The 18,685-nt window shown below is 44.0% G+C and carries 13 protein-coding genes and 1 riboswitch; of the genes, 5 read left to right on the forward strand and 8 right to left on the reverse strand.

Going from position 1 to position 18,685, the window contains the following annotated elements; translation table 11 throughout:
- Positions 1-339 precede the first annotated feature (339 nt).
- Together nrdG and QZ998_RS09665 are read right to left on the reverse strand one after the other, a co-directional pair.
- Entirely contained in the window at positions 340-855 is a 516-nt protein-coding gene (gene nrdG, locus QZ998_RS09660; protein WP_296560084.1) for an anaerobic ribonucleoside-triphosphate reductase activating protein, read from the reverse strand.
- Positions 856-861: 6 nt separating this feature from the next.
- Positions 862-3,240, reverse strand: a complete 2,379-nt coding sequence (locus tag QZ998_RS09665; protein ID WP_296560086.1) for an anaerobic ribonucleoside triphosphate reductase — start codon at positions 3,238-3,240, stop codon at positions 862-864.
- Positions 3,241-3,363: 123 nt separating this feature from the next.
- Positions 3,364-3,512, reverse strand: a riboswitch (cobalamin riboswitch).
- Between the two features lie 296 nt (positions 3,513-3,808).
- Here QZ998_RS09665 and QZ998_RS09670 point away from each other — a divergent pair.
- The 3 genes from QZ998_RS09670 to QZ998_RS09680 all read left to right on the forward strand — a co-directional run bounded on the left by QZ998_RS09670 (position 3,809) and on the right by QZ998_RS09680 (position 5,331).
- Positions 3,809-4,273: a MarR family transcriptional regulator gene (locus QZ998_RS09670; protein ID WP_296560088.1), complete on the forward strand. Its 465-nt coding sequence runs from the start codon at positions 3,809-3,811 to the stop codon at positions 4,271-4,273.
- A gap of 14 nt (positions 4,274-4,287) precedes the next feature.
- Positions 4,288-4,674, forward strand: a complete 387-nt coding sequence (locus QZ998_RS09675) for an FMN-binding protein (protein ID WP_296560089.1) — start codon at positions 4,288-4,290, stop codon at positions 4,672-4,674.
- Positions 4,675-4,839: 165 nt separating this feature from the next.
- A complete protein-coding gene (locus tag QZ998_RS09680) occupies positions 4,840-5,331 on the forward strand; it encodes a flavodoxin domain-containing protein (protein WP_296560090.1) in 492 nt (163 codons plus the stop codon).
- A gap of 10 nt (positions 5,332-5,341) precedes the next feature.
- Here QZ998_RS09680 and QZ998_RS09685 read toward each other — a convergent pair whose 3' ends face one another.
- From QZ998_RS09685 to QZ998_RS09700, 4 genes are all read right to left on the reverse strand, one after another.
- A complete protein-coding gene (locus tag QZ998_RS09685) occupies positions 5,342-8,293 on the reverse strand; it encodes a transporter substrate-binding domain-containing protein (protein WP_296560091.1) in 2,952 nt (983 codons plus the stop codon).
- Positions 8,293-9,390, reverse strand: coding sequence for an HD domain-containing phosphohydrolase (locus QZ998_RS09690; protein WP_296560093.1), 1,098 nt, complete (start codon positions 9,388-9,390; stop codon positions 8,293-8,295). Before QZ998_RS09690 ends, QZ998_RS09685 begins: the two co-directional genes overlap by 1 nt.
- Positions 9,391-9,662: 272 nt before the next feature.
- Complete coding sequence (locus QZ998_RS09695; protein WP_296560094.1) at positions 9,663-10,607, reverse strand: serine acetyltransferase; 945 nt, start codon at positions 10,605-10,607, stop codon at positions 9,663-9,665.
- 193 nt (positions 10,608-10,800) lie between these two features.
- Positions 10,801-11,937, reverse strand: coding sequence for a hypothetical protein (locus QZ998_RS09700; RefSeq protein WP_296560095.1), 1,137 nt, complete (start codon positions 11,935-11,937; stop codon positions 10,801-10,803).
- Between the two features lie 411 nt (positions 11,938-12,348).
- Here QZ998_RS09700 and QZ998_RS09705 point away from each other — a divergent pair, with 411 nt between their 5' ends.
- Complete coding sequence (locus QZ998_RS09705; RefSeq protein ID WP_296560096.1) at positions 12,349-13,743, forward strand: aspartate ammonia-lyase; 1,395 nt, start codon at positions 12,349-12,351, stop codon at positions 13,741-13,743.
- Positions 13,744-13,828: 85 nt separating this feature from the next.
- Positions 13,829-15,094: a [FeFe] hydrogenase H-cluster maturation GTPase HydF gene (hydF, locus tag QZ998_RS09710; protein ID WP_296560097.1), complete on the forward strand. Its 1,266-nt coding sequence runs from the start codon at positions 13,829-13,831 to the stop codon at positions 15,092-15,094.
- Positions 15,095-15,132: 38 nt separating this feature from the next.
- On the opposite strand, the gene QZ998_RS09715 is transcribed toward hydF, so the two are convergent.
- The gene (locus QZ998_RS09715) at positions 15,133-18,219 is read right to left on the reverse strand and encodes a GGDEF and EAL domain-containing protein (RefSeq protein ID WP_296560099.1); all 3,087 of its coding nucleotides are present in this window, start codon (positions 18,217-18,219) and stop codon (positions 15,133-15,135) included.
- 374 nt (positions 18,220-18,593) lie between these two features.
- Positions 18,594-18,680: a helix-turn-helix domain-containing protein gene (locus QZ998_RS16920; RefSeq protein ID WP_366512425.1), complete on the reverse strand. Its 87-nt coding sequence runs from the start codon at positions 18,678-18,680 to the stop codon at positions 18,594-18,596.
- Positions 18,681-18,685 lie beyond the last annotated feature (5 nt).

Genomic DNA, 18,685 nt, shown 5'->3' on the forward strand with positions numbered 1-18,685 from the left:
TATTGGCTAACTATCCGATAAGTATAAATCGTTTCGCTAAGTCTTCCAATTTACCTACGCTTAAACTCATTGGTTACCCAATAAGCTCCAATGCTAACTACGGGTGGTTTGGTCTACCTTACCCGATGGGATTCGTACCCACTATCTGATACGACCTGGCTCGGCCGCACTGACAGGCACCTTCACCAATCGGATATTGCCGGCCATTGCTAAAAAAAAAACACAGAACTTCATATGTTCTGCGCTTTTTGTGATACTCATATCCCTAATTAATCGCCTTGATCATTAATCGCGTCAATGTCAGTGCCCTTTGGACAATCGGTTAGAGGCTTTCTTTTATTAAATGCCAACGCCAATTTCGCTCAAGATGACTTGATTCTGCTGCCGGGACTTGTTCACATCAATAATCCGCTGATTCTTCGAGCCTCTGAATTTCAGCATCAGGCTCTTGTTTTCGACTTCAAACTTTCCATCGACCAGCAGATCGGTATTTTCCAGCAAACCGAGCCGCCTGGCATCTTTTTTCTCGAGCAGGCTTTCATAGGTGTAGCCGGTGTAGGTCATCACATGATAACCCAGCTCTTTTGATCGCCTGGCCAGTTCACAAAAGCCCTCTGCCTGCTCAAAGGGTTCTCCACCGCTTAGGGTAATGCCGTCAAGCAGCGGGTTCTTTTTCATTTCGTCGATAATGGCCTCGACATCGACCAGGTTACCGCTCTTAAAGTCATGGGTGGCCGGGTTATGGCAGCCGTCGCAATGATGGTGGCAGCCCTGGGCAAAAACGACAAAGCGAATGCCTGGTCCATCGACAATCGATTCTTTGACCACTCCGGCGATTCTTACTTTTCTATTCATTTTTAGTCATTGCAATTGCTCCATTGCCGCTTCATTGCCAAGCCTACCAATCCCACCAATTTGTCCCGCGGCATTAAAATGCTTAATCCGATCGCTCACTTCGGCTTTTTTAGCATCATTGAAACGATCCAGGGTTCCCACCAGATAACCGGTGATCCGGCGGATCCGTTCAAAGTGGATCTGATCCTCAGATCGCCCGCAATTGGGGCATTCATCGCCAATGATGCCAGTGTAGCCACAAACCGGATCGCGATCGACCGGATGATTAATCGAGCCATAGCCAATCCCGGCTTCCTTCATCGCCCGAACCACTTTTTCAAAGGCCTCAAGATTATCCATTGGGTCGCCATCCATCTCGACATAGGTAATGTGACCGGCATTGGTAAGTTCATGATAAGGCGCTTCTGAATTAATTTTTTGATAGGCACTGGTTGGGTAGTAAACCGGGAGATGAAAGGAGTTGGTGTAATATTCGCGGTCGGTTACCCCGGGGATTTCGCCAAAAAAAGCTTTATCCAGCTTGACAAACCGTCCTGCGGTGCCTTCAGCCGGCGTGCCCAGCAGGGTAAAATTCATCTGATAGTGCTGGCTGGTTTCATCCATCCGTTTTCGCATGTGGCCAACAATTTCCAGCCCCAGCTGCTGGACTTCTTGCCCTTGTCCATGATGCTTTCCGGTTAACACAACAAGGCATTCCGCCAGTCCAATAAAGCCCATGCTGAGGGTTCCGTGTTTGAGTACTTGACGGATTTCCATCTCTTCGGTCAGATCATCGGAGTCAATCCAGACTCCCTGTCCCATTAAAAAGGGAAAATTTTTGACCTTTTTATGGGCCTGAATTTCAAATCGTTCCAGTAGCTGGTCAATGACCAGATCAATTCTTTTATCCAGCTCAGTAAAAAACTGTGCTTTGTCACCTTGGCTATTTAAGGCAATCCGGGGCAGATTAATGGTGGTAAAGCTTAAGTTGCCGCGGCCATAGGTGATTTCTCGATTGCGATCATGGACATTTCCGATCACCCGGGTGCGGCAGCCCATATAGGCGATTTCGGTTTCAGGTTGACCTTCTTTGTAATACTTTAAATTGAAGGGGGCATCCATAAAGGAAAAATTTGGAAACAATCGCTTGGCACTAACCCGGCAGGCCAGTTTGAACAAATCATAATTGGGGTCCCAGGGATTGTAGTTGACCCCTTCCTTGACCTTAAAAATATGAATCGGAAAAATCGGAGTTTCACCATTACCCAGACCAGCCTCGGTGGCCAGCAACAGGTTTTTGATCACTAATCGTCCTTCGGTCGACATATCCATACCATAGTTAATTGAACTAAAGGGGATTTGAGCACCGGCTCGGCTATGCATGGTGTTGAGATTATGGACAAAGGCTTCCATCGATTGGTATACACAACGATCGATTTCTTTTTCGGCGTTTTCGATCGCAAAGCCTTGTATCCGCTTGATGATATTGGCATCAGACACCCATTGAGCCAGGCTCCGGGCTTCTGCTGCCAAATAGCTTGTCGGTTGGTTTAAGACCGGTCTTAAATCCTGTTTCTTTTCGATGTCCTGACCAATAGCTTTGACCTTGGCTAAAGCATTTTTGGTATCCGTCAAAAGCGTTAAGGCCTTGGCCAGATTTTCCCGATAAAGCCGGGCATAGGTTTTTTTGACGCCGGGAACCATGGCATAGTCAAAATTGGGAATGCTCTGTCCACCATGCTGATCATTTTGGTTAGACTGGATGGCAATGCAGGCCAGCGCCGAATAACTTTGAATATCATTGGGTTCGCGCAGGTGTCCATGACCGGTGGAAAAACCATTTTTAAAGAGCTTTTCTAAGTCGATCTGGGTGCAGGTCGTCGTCAGGGTTAAAAAGTCCAGATCATGGATATGGATTTCGCCGGCTTTATGAGATGCCAAATGTTCTGGATTCAAGACAAACATTTCGTAAAATTGCTTGGCACCCTCCGATCCGTACTTTAGCATCGTGCCCATGGCGGTGTCCCCGTCAATATTGGCATTTTCTCGTTTGACATCATTATCCTTAGCATCCTTGAAGGTCAGGTCTTCGTAGATTCGCATCAGCCGATTATCCATTTCGCGGATTCGAGTCCGTTCAGCCCGGTAGAGAATATAGGCCTTGGCAGTTCTGGCGTGTCCGGTTTCGATCAGGATTTTTTCAACCGCATCTTGAATTTCTTCGACTGTTGGAGCCTTAGTCTTCATTTCCTCTTCAATATAGATGGTCACTTGTTCAGCCAGATCCATGGCAATATGGTAATTCTGTCCGCCGATTTCACTGGCCGCCTTAAAAATGGCATTGGCAATTTTTTCAATATTAAAGGGTGCTTCTCGTCCGTCTCTTTTTTTGATTTTTGTAATCATGCTAACTGTTTCCTTCTTTCCTGCTAATGGTTTTGTGATTTTTGGGCATTAAGAAACCCCTCGACAGCGTGTCAAGAGGCCTAATGAATTTGCTCACTCAAACACCCTCTATCACGCGTAGAGTCTGGTGTATCTAGTAATGGCAGGTAAACTGACTTCGGGTTAGTTTTTAAAAGAATCTCCCCCTTACAGTGGCGGGACCGTGCCGGATTTGCACCTGCTTCCCCTTAAACTGCGCCTGTTGGCACAGCACCATTACTCTCTTATTTTGTTGTGTGTATTTTATCATATACAAGATATAGTGTCAAACCGATTCATCCTGCAAACGACATTCACTATTTTAGTCATCCATCCTCGCTCAAATATCACTGCTATAAATGCCTGACGCGGATAACATAAACTTTAAAACTAACTTCTGCCAAATTTTCTAAAAAACCCTTTTAAATCGAGCTCACCTTAACTTTTTTCAGAAACAGATCATTTTTGCAGATATGTCTTGACAGAAAATGAAAGGTAACGTATTATCTATTAAGGTAATGCATTACCTTAATAGAAGCCTGGAGGTAGTATGGACAAAATTGATTCAATGCCTGATCAAAAATTTATCTTTGGCAGTGTTCAAATCGTTGCCAATCAGATGGATACGATGCTCGAGCGAGAACTAAAAGCGCACAACTTAACAACCAAGCAATGGCTGCTCACCGTTGTGGTTGCTAATAACTTTGATCACGACCCGACCATCAAGGAAGTGGCTAAAGCAATGGGGAGCTCCCATCAGAATGTCAAGCAGGTGGCGCTCAAGCTGGAACAAAAGGGCTTCGTTGTAATGGAAAAAGATCCCCAGGATGCCCGCATTACCCGGATCAAACTAACCCAAGCCGTTGATGCTTTTGGTCGAGAAATTCTCGAGAAATCAGTAATCTTCACTGATAAATTATTTAATGGCATCTCAGCTGAGGAGCTGGCAATGACCCGGTCAACACTTAAGAAGCTACTCATTAACCTTGAAAAGATGGATCAAAAATTAAAATAGCAGGAGGAAAACACGTGAAAAAAGCGATCACTATTATTCTCAGTATTGTCGGCGTATTGGTACTGGTGGGGGCTGGTGGATTATTTTATATGACCAGCGGCCTGGAGTCCGGTGAAAACCTGGCAGTCAACCCGGTCGATCTACAAAAAATTGAAGACGGCACCTATGCCGGCGTTTATGAATCCGGGCGTTGGACCAATGAGGTTGCCGTCAGCGTGGCCGATCATCAGATTGCCAGCATTGATGTGGTCAAAACCGTTACCATGGAATCCCCGGAAATGACCAGCACGATTATTAGCCGTGTCATCGAAAACCAAAATACTACTGTCGATACCGTTAGCGGTGCCACTGTGACCAGCAAGGCCTATCTCAAAGCCATCGAAAATGCCTTGAACCAATAAGTCTTAATTCTAAAATTCTTGGTTAGGGTGTCAAAAGTGATTTTGACCAAATTTACAGACAATATGTCGAATGGAAGGTCATTCAAAAATCAATATATTGTATGCTAAATGGCTTGATTTGAGTTTCGTCACCTCAACCATTCTTTAAAAAGAAAGGAAATTCCCATGAAAACCATGATACTTTATGCCAGCAACTATGGCTTTACCGCGGACTGCGCCGCAGAATTAAAAAAGAATTTACACGGCGAAACCCGCTTAGTCAATATCAATTCCGATAAAATCCCTGCCTTGAATGACTATGATACGGTCTTGGTCGGCGGCTCTATTTATATCGGACAAATTAACAAGAAGATAAAAAAATACTGCCTTGCACATTTAGACGAACTGCAAAACAAAAATCTGGGCTTCTTCATCAGCTGCGGTTCTCCTGAAACAATCGAAGACTATTTCAAAAATTCTTTTCCTGAAACGCTGCTTGAAAAAGCCCTTTGTCTTGAAAATTTTGGCGGCGAGATGCGCCCGGATAAAATGAAGTTTTTTCATAAGTTCGTCTCAAATATGGTGGAAAAATCTGCCCAAAAAGATGACACTCCCGCAATGCGACCCTTACCTGAGCACATCATCCGAATGGCCAATACGATTAACAATCACTCCTAACATCATTTTCCTAAATCTTATTGATCGTATCCAGTAGTTGCCTCATCGCCGCTATAAATTTAGGCTGGTAATTGACAATTTCTTCTTCAACCCCGTTTTCGAGCGCTTTCTGGAAGTCTTTAGCAATTTCGAACACTTGTTTGGCGCCAATGCTTCCAGAACTGCTTTTAACCTTATGTATCACTTGGGCGGCCTCCTGATAGTGTCTGGCTTTGATAGCTAGTTCCAAATTTTCAATCACTTCCTGATTTTCACCGAGATAAGCTTTTAAGACACTTTCATAAAGCGACTGATTATTTCCCATATACTTTAGGCCTTCTTCGCGATCAAGTACGATCACATTATCCCCTACTTCTCTGCTGTTTTGATCACGCCTCTGGCTGTCTGCTTCTTTTTCGCTGCTTGTCTCGCTCTTTGTATTGTTCTTTGCCTTGTTCTTTGTTTCTGCACTCACAATTTTACTAATGTTTTCGACAAATTGTTCGGGATTGAAGGGTTTACTAATATAGTGATAAATACCATAAGATTCACATTTTTCCTTAACCCCCTCAATCACATCAGCCGTCATCGCGACAATTGGGACATCACGCGAAAGTTTCCTGATTTGCTCGGCGGCTTCATAACCGTTAAGTACTGGCATGTGCAAATCCATTAGAATTAAATCTATCTCGGTGCAATGTAGCCTAAACAGGTCAACCCCCTCTTGTCCGTCATTACCCAGCCAAACCCGGAATCCTGCTGGCTCCAGTAACGATTTTGCAATGAGCTGATTGGTTTTGTTGTCTTCTACTACCAGGATGCCATAATTCTTTTCAAAAATATCCGCATCGATCGCTTCCTGTTTAAACTCCTGATTGGCAACGATGGCTTTGGTTCTGAAAATCTCCAGAATGCCGTTATATAAAACCGATGGAATAATCGGTTTTCCAATACCGATGTCAACCCCCTGGCTATCGAGTTTGTCAAACAAGTCTTCCCGCATCATCGGCAACAGCATAATGACCTTGGGCTTTTTTAAAATTTTCTTGTTGTCCTGAATCATTTCCACAAACTTAAACCCGCCACCGGCAGGGGTATCATAATCCATAATCAGCAGATCAAAGGGCTCTGAAAACTTTCCATTTTCCAATTCTAACATGTTGATGGCACTGGCCGCAGAAGTGGTTAGTTCGCAATGCATTCCAAAGGCACCTAAATAGCTGTCTATAATATTCATGTTTGAACCGGTCTTTTCCAGTACTAGTGTCTTGATGTCGTTAAAATACAGCGAAGAAACCTGCTGCTGATATTCCTGTTCCTTTTGCTGATCTTCCTCAAGCGATAATTTGACGATAAAGGTTGAGCCTTCGCCCGCGGTGCTGTAAACCTCAATTTCGCCATTCATCACTTCTACCAAGCTTTTGACGATCGAAAGCCCCAACCCGGTACCGCCAAAACGGCGATTAATACTGGCGTCACCCTGGGAAAAGGGTTCAAAAAGATTTTTTATCTGCTCCTCAGACATGCCAATCCCAGTGTCTCTAACCGTAAAGGCCAAATGATAAAAACTCGATTCCCTGGCCACCAGCCGAACATCAACCGCGACTTCCCCAGCATTTGTAAATTTGGTGGCATTGTTAATCAGATTCAGCAAAATCTGTTCAATCCGCTTGGCATCACCAAAATAACAGTTTGGTATTTTCGGATCCTTGCTTAATTTAAAGCCTAGCCGCTGTTCTTCAATTTTATAAGAAACAATATTAATCACATCCTGAATCACCAGATCCAGATTAAACGGAGCGCGCTCGAGTTCGATCTTTCCGGCTTCAATTTTTGAAAAATCAAGAATGTCATTTATAATACTGAGCATCGTATTGGCCGATTGGCTAATGCGATCCAGGTACATCTTCTGGGTCAGCGTCACCTGAGTTTTCTTAACCAGATAAGCCATCCCGGTAATGGCATTTAGGGGGGTTCTGATTTCATGGGACATCCGTGCCAAGAAACTGGATTTGATCGTATTGGCGGCCTCGGCTTCCTGCTTGGCCTGCTCTAAATCACTTTGGATTTTTTTTCGCTTTTCGATTTCTCGTCGCAGTCGCAAAATCCAGTAAATTGATACCAACCAGACTAGCATAACCACCCCACTGACCAGCATGACCACCTGATAAATGGGGCCGTAATCGGGTTCTATCTCTATCCCAACCCACTTGTTGTTGATGGCAATCCGTTCGTCCGGGGTAATGGTTGCCAGGGTTTTGTTGATGATGTCTCGCAGCACCGACCAGTCATTGCGGACTGCAAAATATAAACCCTGCTGTTGCTCGGCTTCAAAGGCGACATATTTCAAATTGGTTAGTCCGGTTGAACGGATCAGATAGTTGGTAGTCGCCAGATTCCCAATAAAAGCTACCTCTGTGCCATTGGCAACAGCAGTTAAGGCCGCTTCGACGGAGTCATACAGGCTCAAGTTAATCTGCGGGTATTCGGCCAGATAACTGTGATGGGAACTGTTCTTTTGAACCGCCACCGTCTGCCGGTATAGATCTTCAATACTGCTGATATTCGGGGTGGAATCCCGAACAACAATAACCCGTTTAAAATAATAGTAAGGTTCTGAAAATAAAAAAAACTGTTCTCGCGCCGGGGTTTTAGATATTGCCGGCAGCATGTCGACCTCGCCATGAAGCGCTTTTTGATAAGCTTCGTTCCAGGTCAAGCCTTTTATCACTTCCATCTCTAATCCCGTTTTTTCGCTGATAATTTCCAGATAGTCGGAGGTAATACCCTGGTAAGTGCCATTGTCATCAAAAAATTCAAAGGGCACAAACTTCGGATCAACCCCCAGGCGGATCACCGGATGCGCCTCCATAAAGGCCAGTTCTTCTGCTGTCCAGTCAATGCGATCATCGCGGGCATAACAAAAAGAAGGGACACTAATAATCACGATAAATAAAATGATTAAACTGCCCAGTCTTTTCATCACAATGCCTCCGCTTCATGGGTCTCCTGCATAAATTTACGGGAAATCTCGGCTACCTGTTCTTTGATTTCCAAAAATCCCGCCACGATATCCGGATCAAAATGCTTGCCACTTTCGCTCATAATCAGATCAATGCTGTAGTCAAAATCGTAGGCCGGTTTATAGATGCGTTTACTGGTCAGGGCATCGTAGACATCAATAATGGCCATCAGACGCCCTGGCAGCGGAATAGCTTCCCCCGATAACCCGTTTGGATAACCGGTTCCATTATATTTTTCGTGATGCCCACCAACAATTTCCATCGCTGTTTTGATAAAGTTGGGCACATCCTCTTCGCTGTATATTTCGTTTTGCAGGGCATTAACCCCATAAATCACATGTTTTTTCATGATCGTAAATTCGTCCTCGGTCAGTCTACCCGGTTTTAATAAAATATTGTCGGGAATACCCACCTTGCCGATATCATGCAGCGGCGTGGTGGTAACGAGTTCCTTAACATAGGCTTCGCTGAGGATCTCTTTGTATTTATCTTTCGTTCTTAAATGGTCACAAAGAATTTTCATAATCAATCGGGTTCTTATGGTATGTCTGGAAGATTCAACATTGCGGACTTCTAGTAGTCCAACCAGCGCCTGGATAGTAATATCCCGAGTGGCTGCGACTTCTCTGGTCTTCTTTAAAACCATCGCATCGAGGCGCTGATTATCTTGCTCGATCATTTTTTGAATCCGTTTTAATTTGATATGAATATTAATCCGAATCAAGAGCGATTGAATGTTGAGTGGTTTTCTAATATAATCAACCGCTCCTAATTCCAGCCCTTTGACCTCATTATCAATTTCGTCATAATTAGTTAGTATAATGGTGCGGATCTTTCTAAGTTCGGGGTCCTTCTGCATGGCTTCTAGTACCTCAAAGCCATTCATTCTGGGCATGTTTAAATCAAGAATCACCAGATCGATATCTGGGTTTTTTTCAAGCAATGCCATGGCTTCTAGTCCATCACAGGCTGTTAGCGTATGATAATCCGCTAACATCGTGCTGATAATCAACCGATCCGTGGTTGAATCATCCACAATCAATATCTTTGTGCTCATTGTTCCCCCCAAGCTTTTAAATGATTCCTCGCAAACCAATTTGTAATGCACTTTCACAGCGAGACTTGTTTTTTTGCATTTTTTCTAAATTCAGTTCAAACTAATATGTTTTGATTACCCCTTTGCCTGACCCTTAAACGACTATTCAAAAAAAGTTTCAAAATCCAACTTGGATTTTGAAACTTTTAAACGCTTATTTAAACACGGTTAAGGTACCGGGGGATAAAAACCCCCTTAAAAAGGCATCCCTTTGCTCACTGTAACAACTGTAATCAGATAACCCAATCAAAGGCTTCGATGGTCATCTCTTTTATTTCATGACCCGAAAAATGAAGCTCTGGTGTTTTGATGCTAACTTTTGTTCCTTCTGGTACCGATTTTGTAATAAACACATTACTGCCAATGACAACCCCTTTTCCAACAACCGTCTCGCCCCCTAAGATAGAGGCTCCTGAGTAAACGGTTACCTCGTCTTGTAAACTCGGATGTCGTCGTACCCCTCTGAGTTTCTGGCCACCCCGGGTAGACAGAGCCCCCAAAGTAACGCCCTGATAGATTTTTACATGCTCGCCAATAATAGCGGTTTCACCAATTACGACGCCAGTACCATGATCGATGAAAAAATACTTACCAATGGTCGCACCGGGATGAATGTCGATGCCAGTAATGTTATGGGCATATTCACTCATGATTCGCGGGATCAACGGCACCGAGAGTTTGTAAAGTTCATGCGCCAGGCGGTGAATGCTGATCGCAAAAACCCCCGGATAGCAAAAGATAATCTCATCTTTGCTTTTGGCAGCGGGGTCTCCGTCAAAGGCGGCAATCACATCGGTTGCCAGAAACTCGCGGATCTGGGGAATTTTGCTCATAAATTCGTAGCAGATTCGCTCCGCTTCCAGGCGATAATGTTCTTCACTCAAATCTTCGGATTTGCTGGCCTGATGTTTTAGCGCCAGGGTAAACTGCGTGGTCAGACTTTCGATGATACAGACTAACAGATCCCCAATATGGTAATCCTGAATTTCTCTGCGAAAATTCGTTCTGCCAAAATAACTGGGGAAAATAAGCTGTCGCAATGCTTTGGTTGTATCAATAATAACGCTTCGATTGGGTAAAAAACCCAAATCATGGGGTGCAATATAACACTCCTTTTTATAACTCTCTGAAATGTTGTCGACCAATGCACCTATTTTTATTTTATATTCGTTGCTCATGATATTCCCTTCCATTTTTACGTATTTTTGTCTTTACCCTGCTGAATCCTCTGAATCCTCGAAATTCAACGTCTAACAAGATTTTATTTTATTATACTACAAAATCGATATGAATCCTTAAAAATAACAAGGATTAACCCCTTTAAATGCTAGGGGTTAATCCTTCGTTTTATTCTTTAAACCAACTGGTCACTCAGTAGCGGTACAAGGCCGCAAGATCGCTTTGGGTTGGCATCTCATCTTTTTCTAAAATCAGCACCTCTCCACCGCGGCTCAGAACCACCTCGGCCATGTCATCATAAACATCCCCGACTCTGGGGTTCTCAATTTCGCCCTGGATGATGGTTCCTTGATTGGGATCAAAAAGTCCCGGATGCACCGTGTTTTCTTCCAGATACAAGGTGGCGACTCTGCCCTCGGCAATGGCTCTGCCGATTTGAACCAGATCATCGGAACCCAGGTCTTTGGCATGAGCTTCAGCAAAAAAGTCTATCCGCACTTTTAGTTCCTTTTTAAATAGCTCCTTCATCACGCCCTGTATTTTTTCATAAAAACTTTTTTTATCGAGAGACTCGCCATCAATTTTTATGCCTTCATCAATCAGGTAATTGTTTTTTGATAGCTTTCTGAATTCACCCTGATGTTCATCTAAGCCCATCAGGATCAGCGGTATCTTGTATGGATGAGAATACTGTTCTAAAATAAAGGCATCGACATGACGGAAAAACTTTTCCTGGTCAACCTTCCGCTCGTCTTTAGCACCCCCATGGCCATGATACATGGTCTGATCCCCGCCAATACTGGCGACCGAAAGATGAGGCGCGGTTTTTTCGGTTCCGAGAACCCCTTCCATGGTGGAATCTTGTTGATCAACCGGTATTTTATGGATGCCATCGCAACTCGCTTCATAAAGGATAAAATTATCGCGATTGAGTCCCAATACGTGATAATGGCCGTAGGACTGAAAGCTCCTTAATATTGGTTTTATATAATAGCTATCCGATACAATCGCCAGGCTCTTTACACTCACCGGCAGCTTATAGACAATGCACTCTTCTTCGTCCCCCAGAATCGCCAGACTTTCAGTGGCACCTTCCCAGAACAAAGCATCCTCCTCCATTTCTTTAAAAAGCAGGAACAGATCTTTGAATCTTTTGAATTCCTTGTCCTTTAAAGAAGCCTGTACTTCTTTGACGAGATTCTTAAAACGGATGGGATTTTCCAGACGATCCGGTTTCTTGATGTTGGTTTCAACATAGATGGAGATAACCGGCCTCTTTCCTTTTTCCATCATCGGATGGGGAAATTCTTTAATGATTTGATAGTTCATCTATAAATCCTCCTCTCTGTTATATGGAGTATTTACCCGTTTTATTTGGATAATCACATCATAACGGTTTTCTACCGCTCCAATTTGCAAAATAATACCCTAACCCGCCTTTGACAAATTCTTCAAACAATGCTAAGATTGCCTTAATACCCTGAAAACGTTATATTATTGCTATTATCCTGACCGAAAAGATTTTTCTGACCGGAAAGGTGCGAAATTGGCAAGTTTATTTTAATTTAATATTTCAAATATTTTAGTTTAATATTTTTTATGTTTTATTTTTATAAACGTCCTGATGCTATTACGCTCTCTTTCCGTTCATTTTTCGGAGAGAGAGTTTTTTTGTCTTTGATTTTTACTTGATTTTTATTTTTATTTTTATTACTATTTCTATTCGAAATGAGGGAAACGATGCGAACAGAATACGATTTATTAGGTCAGCTGGAGGTTCCGGTTGCTGCTTATTATGGCATCCATACGGTGCGGGCTCTGGAAAATTTTTATATCACCGGTATACCGATTCATAAAGAATTGGTCGAAGCCCTGGTGGTGATTAAGAAAGCGGCGGCTCTTACCAATACCAGCATTGGCGCTCTGGATCCGGAAAAGGGCGAAGCCATCACAGCCGCCTGTGACGAGATCCTGGCCGGGGCACTGCGCAGCCAGTTTGTGGTGGATTGTATGCAGGGGGGCGCTGGCACCTCGGCCAATATGAATGTCAATGAAGTGATTGCCAACCGCGCGATTGAGCACCTGGGCGGACAAAAAGGTGATTATCATCTAATCCATCCCCTGGACCATGTCAATCTCCACCAATCTACCAATGATGTCTTTCCGACCGCGGTGCGGATTGCCGCCATACGTTTATTAAAACCGGTGACTGAGTCCTTTGCCAACCTGCAATCGGCACTTCAGGAAAAGGAAGAAGAATTTTCGCGGATCATTAAAGCCGGACGAACCCAGCTCCAGGACGCCGTGCCGGTAACCCTTGGTCAGGAGTTTGGCGCCTGGGCTCAGGCTATTTCCCGCGACCGCTGGCGGCTTTACAAGGCTGAGGAACGACTCAGGCAGGTAAACATCGGTGGTACTGCCGTGGGCACCGGCTTAAATGCGCCGCGTTCCTATATTTTTACGATGATTGAAAAACTCCGCGATCTGACTGGCATCAGCCTGGCTCGGACCGATTACATGATGGACCCGACCCAGAACTGTGATGTCTTTGTCGAAGTTTCCGGCCTGTTAAAAACCGCTGCCGTCAACCTCTCCAAAATCGCCAATGATCTGCGGCTGCTTTCCTCGGGTCCCTACACCGGCATTGGTGAACTCACCCTGCCCGGGGTTCAGGCCGGATCTTCGATTATGCCCGGAAAGGTCAATCCGGTGATTCCTGAAGCCGTCAATCAGGTGGCCTTTCAGATTATCGCCAATGATACCGCGATTACCCTGGCCGCGATGTCGGGTCAGTTAGAGCTCAATGCCTTCCTGCCGGTGATTGCTAAAAACTTATTTGAAGAATTGGATCTGCTTGATCACACCCTGCCGATTTTTATTACCCGCTGCATCGATGGGATTGCCGCTAATGAGCAGACCTGTCGGGAAAACCTCGAAAACAGTACCGTGACGCTGACCGCTCTGACCCATATCATTGGTTACGACAAGGGCACCGAAGCTGCCCTGATCCTAAAAGAAACCGGTAAATCGATCCATGATATTATTCTAGAAAAAAACTGGATGACCGCGGCTCAGCTGGAAGAAGTTTTAAAACCGGAACGGCTGACCTCACCAAGCATGGATAAAAAGCATTGAGTCATATCCATGCATCAAATCTATGCATCAAATCTATGTATCAAAATCTCTGGTCAAAAGTACCGATCGAAAGGAAATAAAAATTATGAATCTCAATAGTATGAATGAAACCCCGATGTCCAGCCGCATGGCGATAGGCCTTTTTGGCAAACGAAATGCCGGAAAATCGTCGCTGATCAATGCCCTGACTGACCAGTCTGTGGCGGTAATTTCTGACGTGGCCGGAACCACCACTGACCCGGTTTATAAAACGATGGAGCTTTTGCCAATCGGTCCGGTGGTCTTTATCGACACTGCTGGTCTGGACGACACCGGCGAACTGGGGATGTTGCGTATTGAAAAAACCTACGAGGTGCTCAGGAAATGTCATTTTGCGATTGTCGTCGCCGATATTGAAACCGGCATTACTGATTTTGAAGAGGAATTTATCGATCAGCTGATCCATCGAAAAATCCCCAGCGTTTTTGTGCTGAATAAGGCTGATAAGGGTTGTCCCACTCCTGAAGAAATTGAAGCTTTAAAAAAATCCCTCAAAATCCCCTTGTCCTTTACCAGTGTTTACAACGGTACCGGGATCAAGGCGGTTAAGCAAATGATCATTGACAATGCCAATTATGAGGATGTCGAACCGGCGCTAGTAGGCGATCTGATCGAATCCGGCGATATGGTGGTGCTGGTTACCCCGATCGATAAATCTGCCCCCAAGGGGCGACTGATTTTGCCCCAGCAGCAAACCATCCGCGATATTCTTGAAAAAGATGCAGTCGCGATGATCACCAAGGAACATGAACTCAAGCACACCCTCGAAAATCTGGCTAAGCCGCCGGCTCTTGTTATCACCGATTCCCAGGCCTTCCTGAAGGTCTCGGCCGATACCCCGGCTGATATTCCGCTGACCTCCTTCTCGATTCTGTTTGCCCGTCAGAAAACCGATCTGGCTGAAATGGTCAAAGGGATTAAACGGATTGAACAGCTGGCTCCTGGCGATAAGGTGCTAATTGTTGAGGGATGTACCCATCATCGCCAGGCCGATGATATCGGCAAGGTCAAGATCCCCCGCTGGATCCGCCAGATTGCCGGTTGTGATATTGAGTTTCACTGGGCATCCGGCGCTCATTATCCCAAGGATATCGGGGAATACGCGGTCATTGTCCACTGTGGCGGCTGTATGCTCAACCGCCGGGAGATGCAGTACCGGGTTCACACCGCCCGACATAAAGGGGTTCACATCACCAATTATGGGATGCTGATTGCCTATGTCCAGGGCATCTTAAGCCGGGCTCTGGAGCCCTTCCCGGCCGCCAAACTAGCCTTGGAAGAAAATCATCTGAATGATAAATTGCTGAATTAAAAATCATCTGAGTAAAAAAGCGACACCCTGAGACCTATTTAGGGTGTCGCTCCATTTTGGCGTAGAACTGCCACCATTTCCGCTGCCGGCATCGGATGATAATAATAGAAGCCCTGAACTGTGTCGCACCGATTTTCTTTCAGAAAATTAACCTGTTCTTCGGTTTCGGCACCTTCGGCAATCACATCGATTCCCAGATTTTTAGCCAGTTGGATGATGGTATTGACAATCGCCTGATCTTTTTCATTTCCGACGATGCCATCAATAAACTGTTTGTCAATCTTCAACTGGTCAACGGGCAGTAGCTTTAATCGGCTCAATGATGAGTATTCGGTACCAAAATCATCAATGGAAAGATACAGCCCCAGCTTTTTTAGTCCACTTAATATCCGAATGATATAGCTGGATTTATCAATCGCAATATTTTCTGTCAGCTCCAATTCCAGATACTTCGCTTTTAGCTCGGTTTCTTTTAGCAACTTTTTAAGCATGCCGATCAACATCGGATTCCCGAACTGGCTTGCTGAAATATTGACGGCTATCCGTACTGGCGGCAGACCGCTGTCCTGCCAAGCCTTGTTTTGACTGCATGCTGTTTTTAAGACCCATTCGCCAATCGGATTAATTAGTCCAGTTTGTTCAGCCAGGGGGATAATCACCTTAGGCAGAATTATCCCCAATTCCGGATGCTGCCATCTCAGCAAGGCCTCAACCGCAATGATTTTACCGGTTTTCAGACAGACCTGTGGTTGATAGTAGACCTGCAATTCTCTATTTTCCAACGCGTGATAGAGATTGCTGGTAAGCTTATTTTTAAAATTCACCTCTTCTTTCATCAGTAATGAACATAATATATAATTATTTTTCCCCTTGTCTTTTGCCTTATACAGGGCAATATCGGCATTTTTAATCAGTTCCTCAGCATTTTCCCCATCCTTGGGATAAAGCGCAATACCAGCATTGGCCGAGATATAAAATTCCTGACCATTGACCATAAAGGCATGTTTAAATAAGCCGGTGATCCGGTTGGCTACCTTTATAACCTCCTTTTCACGGGAAATATTATTTAGCATGATTAAGAATCCGTCTCCCTCAAAGCGGCAAACCGTATCGGTATTTTTTATCGATCGCACCAGCTTCTGACTGACTTGAACCAGCAGCTCACTACTGCCCTCGTGTCCCATGATATCATTGACGGTTCTAAAGCTATCGATATCCAGATAGATGATTCCGATCATTTTTTCTGTCCTTTTTGCTATTTCGATTTGTTCGTTAACGCTTTCCCCAAACAGCAAGCGATTCGGTCTTCCTGTCAGTTGATCATAGTAAGCAAGATAATTTATCTCTTTTTCTGATTCGAGCTTTAACATCGCATCAGCTAAAAGATTAGCGATAATTTCGAGCAAATCCTTGTGCTTATCGTTAATCGCTTTTTCTTCCCTGTACAGACTAAAAGCTAAAAATCCCCGGACATCTCCCCGGCAAGATAAGGGGATGGATATTGTCACATTACTGCAACATTTTTTTCCCTGATCACCACTACTTTTTTCTCCCGATATATTTTCTTCATTCTCAAAATGATAAGCAACTTTATTGGTAAGTATTTCATTAATCCAGTCCGGGGCATCGGCCACTAGTATATCCTGATGGCTTTCTTTTGGGGACTCAAGCCCTGCTCTGTGCCACTCGTTGGTGCAGCTCAGCCTGGTTTTATCGGAACTAAAAAAACCAAGACAAGATCTGTCGACATCAAAAATATCGCCACTTTTGGCCAGCCATTTATTGGTTATCACATCAAAATTTCCACTATTGACATTAAGAAAATCTGCCGATATTTGGGCGATCATTTTCTGAATCTTAATCTGCTCGGTATTTTCTTTCAAACGCTGAACATAGAGTTCATTGACAAAAAAGGCGACCCAGAGGCCGATCCCAAACAGACCGATTCTGACAACATGATCACTGTTATCAATCCGCACAATCACCTGGGGCATAATGATAAAAACTAGAATCTGAGTTAAGAATATCGATACCGTAATCCCGACGATAGCAATGCGATTGTTAAAAACCAGGACGCTTAAAATCAGGATAAAGGGAAATGCCCAGATCGTCAGACTGGCGGTACTGATAAATCGCAGCGAAATCACCGGAATGGCCACTACCAGAAGCACCAGAATGATCTTATTCTGATGCTTTTTCAAGGGTTCCATCCGCTGTGCGATCTGAATGACTAGTCCAATAAGCAAAAGCAGGCTGCTTAACTGCAGAATTGCCGTCAGATCGCCACGCTTTTCCAGCACATATTGGGAAATGATATTTAACAGACTGCCGGCAATAAAGGCTACCGTCAGATAATCATAGATTCGCCTGCGAGTAACGGTATTTAAAATCATCTCATCGATGCTGGTGGGCTTCATCTTTATCAGTCCGTATTTTTTGATTGCATAAAAAATCCCCAGCGCCGCTATGTAGATGCTGTTTGGCAGCAAATGAAGGATTAAATCGGGAAAAAACAACCACCTGAACAGCTCGAAAAGAACGCCTATGCCAAGTGAAATACAAAGACACAGCCAGATAAATCGTCCCTGTTTTATATGTTGCGGATTTCGGGTGTTTTTTGTCCAATTCGCCAATAGCATCAGACCCATCAAGACAGACCCTAAGTAGTAGGCATTGTAGAGCTGATCCCAGATATTATTTCCCGAAATATTGATCCAGCCAAAGGAAGTGTTCACAAAATTATACTGAATAATTGCTAAATTCCGGGACAAGGCAAAAACATAGACCATAACTGCCGCCGGTATATAGATTAGAAAATAGATCCACCACTGTTTTAACAGTTTTTTTCGGTCAGTCAACACTAAAAAATAATGCAGCAGGATGCCCGGGAAAGTTGCCCAACCCAATGCCGAAACCCGTCGCCAAAATAAACAGGTCTGCTGATCCGGAGCCGAAACAGCCAGGGCAAAACCAAAGGCCCAAACGCTCAAAAATGTGCATAACACGAAAAAAAGTCGATAACTTTTAACTTTTGAATTAGTCAAAACAACATAACTGCCAAAGATCGTATAGCTGCAGCCAATCAGGAAAAAGATAAACGAAATCAGTAATGGTAGTGCCGCCACAATTGCTCCTTTCTGATGATAAGATTTTGATCACTAGAATTAAGACATCGTTGTTCTTTTATTTCATACCCATAAAATTTCAGATATTTCAGATATTTTCTGATCAGATCTGGTATTAAATATTTAACATGTTCCAAACCTTTTTCTTGATTTTTTGGTGTACACTCAAGGTGAAACTGTACTACATAAAATAGCTTTATGGAGGTTTTCAATGCCAAAAACATATGTACTGGATACCAATGTATTGATAAAATCTAAGCCCGCACACGCGTGACTTCAGTCGTGGGTTAGGGCGACTTACCTATCCCGAAATATCTTTAAAACGGCTTAAATAGCCGTTTTTTTAATGATGTATATTATCACATGCATTATAATTAAGTATAACAATAAGGACGGTGACAGCCCAGGGTCTGATTAATCTGATCAATCTGTTCCGGTGTGGGCAGGATCCGGAAAGTCATACCAA

Source organism: uncultured Acetobacterium sp., from assembly GCF_927416815.1.
Lineage (GTDB): Bacteria > Bacillota > Clostridia > Eubacteriales > Eubacteriaceae > Acetobacterium.

What these genes read in the sequence shown, in the direction of transcription:
- nrdG (WP_296560084.1), bottom strand. Translation starts at nt 855, where the DNA reads ATGAATAGAAAAGTAAGAATCGCCGGAGTGGTCAAAGAATCGATTGTC.
- QZ998_RS09665 (WP_296560086.1), bottom strand. Translation starts at nt 3,240, where the DNA reads ATGATTACAAAAATCAAAAAAAGAGACGGACGAGAAGCACCCTTTAAT.
- QZ998_RS09670 (WP_296560088.1), top strand. Translation starts at nt 3,809, where the DNA reads ATGGACAAAATTGATTCAATGCCTGATCAAAAATTTATCTTTGGCAGT.
- QZ998_RS09680 (WP_296560090.1), top strand. Translation starts at nt 4,840, where the DNA reads ATGAAAACCATGATACTTTATGCCAGCAACTATGGCTTTACCGCGGAC.
- QZ998_RS09685 (WP_296560091.1), bottom strand. Translation starts at nt 8,293, where the DNA reads ATGAAAAGACTGGGCAGTTTAATCATTTTATTTATCGTGATTATTAGT.
- QZ998_RS09690 (WP_296560093.1), bottom strand. Translation starts at nt 9,390, where the DNA reads ATGAGCACAAAGATATTGATTGTGGATGATTCAACCACGGATCGGTTG.
- QZ998_RS09695 (WP_296560094.1), bottom strand. Translation starts at nt 10,607, where the DNA reads ATGAGCAACGAATATAAAATAAAAATAGGTGCATTGGTCGACAACATT.
- QZ998_RS09700 (WP_296560095.1), bottom strand. Translation starts at nt 11,937, where the DNA reads ATGAACTATCAAATCATTAAAGAATTTCCCCATCCGATGATGGAAAAA.
- QZ998_RS09705 (WP_296560096.1), top strand. Translation starts at nt 12,349, where the DNA reads ATGCGAACAGAATACGATTTATTAGGTCAGCTGGAGGTTCCGGTTGCT.
- hydF (WP_296560097.1), top strand. Translation starts at nt 13,829, where the DNA reads ATGAATCTCAATAGTATGAATGAAACCCCGATGTCCAGCCGCATGGCG.
- QZ998_RS16920 (WP_366512425.1), bottom strand. Translation starts at nt 18,680, where the DNA reads ATGACTTTCCGGATCCTGCCCACACCGGAACAGATTGATCAGATTAAT.